We start from the raw sequence: 507 nt of genomic DNA on the forward strand, positions 1-507 counted from the left end.
AGCAAAAAAACTTTCTGAGCACGCATTATCCCAGCAGTTTCCCTTTCTCGACATGCTAATCGTTACACCTCGTTTGTTCAACCACGATATAGTCTCTTTTGCTCTATACTGGCTCCCTTGGTCTGAGTGAAAAAGTAAGCGATGTCCGTTCGGTTTACGCACATTCCAAGCCTTCTTTAATGTTTTAATCACTAAACTCGCACTATTAACTCGACTTGTTACCCAGCCCACAACTTTACGTGAGTATAAATCTAAAATGACACATAAGTACTGCCAGCCTTCTTTACAGCGCACCTGAGTTATATCCGACACCCATACAGTATTAGGCTCTTCAACATCAAATTGACGAGCAAGTAGGTTCTCTGTCGTTATAAAACCCTGCTTTTTATTGCCACTGGTGTAGCGACGCTTACCTGATTTAGAGCGATAACCTACGCTTTGTAATAAACGCTGCACCCGGCCTTTACTGCAATCATGGCCATCGGCTATGGCGGCTTCCCATAATTT

Annotated in this window: 1 protein-coding gene; it reads right to left on the bottom strand. The window is 43.2% G+C overall.

The annotated features are described in order from the left end of the window. The coding region (locus tag CWC11_RS20265) for an IS3 family transposase (RefSeq protein ID WP_138684129.1) at positions 1 to 507 on the bottom strand (507 nt) is incomplete at both ends.

Origin of the sequence: Pseudoalteromonas sp. S3178 (assembly GCF_005886985.1) — a bacterium.
Lineage (GTDB): Bacteria > Pseudomonadota > Gammaproteobacteria > Enterobacterales > Alteromonadaceae > Pseudoalteromonas > Pseudoalteromonas carrageenovora.